General features: G+C 62.1%; 1 protein-coding gene and 1 pseudogene. One reads left to right on the top strand and one right to left on the bottom strand.

The features are described 5' to 3' along the window. Positions 1-1,238, bottom strand: a pseudogene (locus K789_RS25080) (hypothetical protein); the annotation flags it as partial. Between the two features lie 1,183 nt (positions 1,239-2,421). Between K789_RS25080 and K789_RS0108380 the strand changes: the two are divergent. Then, positions 2,422-4,721, top strand: a 2,300-nt coding sequence (locus tag K789_RS0108380) for a heparinase II/III domain-containing protein (protein WP_029704769.1), incomplete at its 3' end; no start/stop codon positions are given.

Genomic DNA, 4,721 nt, shown 5'->3' on the forward strand with positions numbered 1-4,721 from the left:
TTGCCGACCGTGGTGTAGCCGGTTTTCGATGCGATGACTCGGACCGTAAGGGTGGCCCCTGCGTCGGCACTGGTGGGCTTGTAGGTGATTGCGTTGGCGCCGCTAATGGCTACGCCGGCACGGTACCACTGGTAGCGGAGGGTGACTGGTGCCGGTGACCACGCGCCGGGGGTGGCGGTCAAGGTGTAACCAATCTTGGCCGTTCCGGTGATCCGCGGAGCGGCCCCGGCCAGCGAATCTGTAAACGTCGCCGTCCATGACGCCGTAGCGCCCGGGGCCAGGATGTAATCAGGCTGCGCCTTTGCGATTACAGTTACCGTGCCCGAAGACCTGTATGTTCCCGAGTGGACGAGCTTTCCGCCGACGAAGTAGTCCACACCGGCAGTGGAGGGTACCGTATAGGCGTCGGTGTATGTACCTCCCGCATCGACGAAGACCACTGGGCCCGGCACAACTGGTAGATGCCCGGCGGCGACGGGACCAGCGTGCGAAAGATCCGGATCCGCTGGGAACGTATGCGTCCAACTCGTGTTCCCTAGCGGAAGCAGAACGTAGTCGGGTCGTGCACTTGCGACAATAGTTAGGCTGCCTTTGCCAGGGTAGATTCCCGGGGCGATGGTCTTTCCGTCCAGTATGTAGTCCACACCCTTGCTTGCTGGAATCGTGAAACCGTTGCCAACGGTTCCCGTCCGGCCCCGATCCGTAAAAATGACATCAGCGGCAGAGGTCAGGTATGGCGTCGACATGAAAGTCGTTCCCCAAAAAATCGGAGTGCTGGGAACCAGCACATATCCCGTCTGGGCCCGTGGGTAGACCAGTAAGGTGCCAGCGCCCGAATACGTTCCCGCCGGAACGACGTTCCCACCAACCAGGTAGTCCACACCCGCCGTCGCGGTTATCGTGTAGCTGTCGTCCTTCGTGCCGTTCCGGTCTGTGAAAGTGACCGCCGTAGGCGAGGCCTCGCGGGCCACCCTCGCTGTTGGCTCGCTTGTCCGTGAATCTGGCAGGTATCCCGGCAGGGACCCTTTGACCCGCGCCGTGATCGCCTTGCCGGCATTCTCCGGACCGAGCAAAAGGACAGGACCGGTTGCCCCCATGACCGGAGCGCCGTCAGCCAGCCATTGATATTCAAACGTCGTTCCCTCGGTCCATGTGCCGGTCTCGACCGTGAGAGACTGCCCGACCGTTCCCCTGCCGGAAACGGCTGGCGTGCTGGCTTTAAGAGTACCGTCGGCCACCCTGGCCGTAGGCTCGGNCGGTGTCGGCATACGTCGACACCGAGGGCGGCCCCGGCCAGGACCCGATGACATGGACTGTGATCGCCTTGCCGGCGTGCTCCGGACGCAGGACTAGAGTCGGACCGGTGACCTCGCTCAGCGAAGCACCGTCGGCCTGCCACCGATATATAAAGGTCGTGCCCGGGGGCCAAGTGCCCGTATCGAGGGTTAGCGTCTGCCCCACCGCGGCCGTGCCAGAAATAGTCGGCGACATAGAGGCGCCGGAACTAGTAGCTGCGGTGAGATGGAGAGTGGTAAAGGAATCCAACGCGGTGGTAGTCGCATCAGCAGACCGGCCTGACGCTGACGCTTTGAGGTCGATCCGGCCTTCGGCGACAGCGTTTGCCGGCAAGACGCAGGTAGCGCTAGCAGCCACGGCAGCGGCAAGGGCTGCCGCCACGCGTCGTGTCCAAGATGAGACCTTTTTGGAACGGCAAAACTCGGACACAAATCCCCCAAATGTTTGAATGGCTTCGAAATTCCACTTAGAGAACCATGCCACGGATGGACACGTTGTATCGAATACGTGCCGGCGACTTCGAGTTTGTGTCGCGACCGGTGTGGATGCGTGGAGCAACGGGCACCGATTGCAGATGCTCGTGACTGAAATCGGAGGGGGGCGATTGCCGTTGGAATCGAAAAGATCAACGACGTGTCGTTTACACCCCGAAATTTATACAGGGACGCACCTACACCTGGAGCCGACTTCGGCCGGGGCACGAACTGATAGCTCCGTGCCCATTTGCAGCGGTTAGGTGCATCGACTCCGCTGTTACCTGAACAGGTCTTTCGAGATCGCTGCTTAGGATCCGCGGAGGCCCCCAAGTAGTAGCTTCACGCAGAACCGAGTACCTGAGCTGCAGCTACGTACTTTATAAGGCGGCTTTCGCGTACCCAGCACTCGTGCCAAGGCGCTCTCTAATTCATAAGATCGAAACTCCTAGGGATGCAGTAAATGCAGGTGTCTTCGTAGTCAGATGTTTTGTCTGCGGGTCTCAATCACCGAGCGACCGCCATTGTCCGCGCTTCGAATTCTGTGCGGTGCTCAATGAGCCGCACCCTATTGCGTCCCGATGCCTGTGCCTTTTCGTCCTGGGGTCGGCTTTCGTCGCCCCTTAACCGCGCTAAGTGTTCGGGGATACCGATGTACAAGCAGACTTCTGACAATCGGCAAGAGAGCCTTTCCACGGGGGAAGATCGAAATTCCATTTGCGCTTTCGGCAATCTTGCCCGCATCAGCCTAAAGTCCGCCTTTGCGGCGGGGGTCATTTTGGCTATTGCCTTGACCGGGCTCGTGGCCGCCCCCGCAAACGCAGCGACATTGACCGAGCAGCGTGCGGCGCTACGTCAGACGCAGTACGCCGCCACCCAGGACTACGTAGACTCCCGTGCCTACGTTCCCTTGCTGGCACGTGCCAACGGACTGGCGGTCAAGGGTGCGATCGCCTCTGGGCTGGAATTGGTCAAAGCGGTTGCAAGCGAATTGACGGTCGCTGCGACGCAGGCGGCTATGGATGCTGTGGCGGTTAGGTTGAAGGTTGAGGTGCAGCGGGCTGCGACCGTGAAGAAGAGTGGGCAGCAGTTGGTGGTGTTGAAGGACTTGCGGGCGAAACACCAGAGCGTTGCCACGACAGCTTTGGCGGATGTTCTGGCGGGCCGGATCACGTCCGCGGCGTATCAGGAGTCAAAGGCACGGGCGGGTGCTTTCAGCACCCAGCTGGCTGCGGACACAGGCAGGCAGTTGGGGGTCTTGGGGCAAGCGGTGGCCGCGCCTGTGCTTGCATCTCCGGCGTATGTGGCGACTCTTGAGCAGGGGTCCGGGAGCATTCCTGCCGCGACTGGTTGGGTCGGGTTTCCGGGAGGGTGCGCCCTACCGGCAGCGGACTCAACGTACATTCCCAGGCTGCCCACAGATGGGCCCGGAGTCGCTGCCAGCCGGCAGATCTTGCTTGACTCTGCTGCCGGTGCTGCCGCCGATTCGGCCGCAAAGGCCGTTCATGGACAGCTACTGCGGGCTGCAGTGAATGAAGCGGGTCTGGTACTGAGCCTGGACGACCTGCGGGCAGCGTATGTGTTGAGGGTGCCTCGGCTGGGGTATGGCTGGCTATCCGGAAGCGATACCAAGGCACGCGACACCCTGGCCACGGATGCCAAGCGAGTTCTTATCGCCGGGCCCGGGGGTATGAGCACAATGGTCGCTTCGCATTTGTTGATGGCTGCCTCGTCTGCGGTGGACTGGGTGAAGTTGGCGGGGTTGGAGGAGACGGTGCTGGTGCGGTGGCTGGGGCCGCAGACGTGTCTTTATGAGGATCGGGATTCGTTTGTGACGACGCCGACGAATATGGCGTCGATTCATAACGCGGCGAATTTTGTGGCGGGGGCGGTGTTTTTGAAGCGGTGGCCGGAGCAGGCGGCGGCGTTGGCTCAGGTGTCGTTGAAGTCCATCCAGCCTGCGCTGCAGATGATCACTGCCGACGGCGGGACCCAGGAGGGGCCGGGGTACTGGAATTACCAGAGCAGGGCTGTGGCGGTGTTGTATTCGACGCTGGCCAATGCGTATCGAAGTGTTCCGGTGGCGATGCCGTCACTGGCGAAGGTTTCGGGGTATGCGTTGAACAGCACCAGCCCGGACGGGCTGCCCACCCCGTTTGGGGATGCGCTCCCGCAGGAGTTGAGTGCGCTGATGCCGGCGTGGGACGCGCGGGTGCGGGGTGATGCGGGGGTCGCGGCGTGGGTGGCTGGACGGTTCGCGCAGAAACCGGACGCGTATCTGATGTGGTGGCGGATTGCGCCGGGTGCTTTGCCTGCGAAGCTGACCTCGGTGTATCCGCAGACCGGGTTTGCGGCATTGCACGTGCCCGGGAGCACGGCGACGTTGAAGGGCGGGTCGAACGTCTTGACCCACGCGCACCTGGACCTGGGCACGGTGTCGTTCTTCCGCAGGGGGATTCAGTGGGCGGTGGATCCGGGCATGATGCCGAGCAGTACCTCGGGGTACTACTCGGCGCTGCAGCGTTACACCTACTGGAAGCCGGGGACCTCGGCGCACTCCACGCTCACGATCCCGGGGGTGAACCAACCTGTCACGGCATCTGCGGCGATCAAAGCAGTGTCGACAATCGCGGCGTCGGTGGATTTGCGGCAGGCTCTGCCGGGTACCAGTACCGCGACGAGGACCGTGACCCACGGTAGTACGAGCATGGTCATCAAGGACGTCATCCGGGCTGCCACTGCCAAAGACTTGACCTGGCAGTGGGTTACCGATGCGAGTGTGAGTATCGGGACGAACCGGGCGGTGTTGCGGCGTGACGGGCAGGCGATCACGATCGTTTTCAGCGGAGTCCCGGCCGGATCCGCCCTTACCGCGGTCCCGGCACCGGATACCGGCCCTGACGGCAAGGCCTTGACCATCCTCAAACTCACCATGCCCCAGATCACCGCACT

Source organism: Arthrobacter sp. TB 26 (genome assembly GCF_000427315.1).
GTDB lineage: Bacteria > Actinomycetota > Actinomycetes > Actinomycetales > Micrococcaceae > Arthrobacter.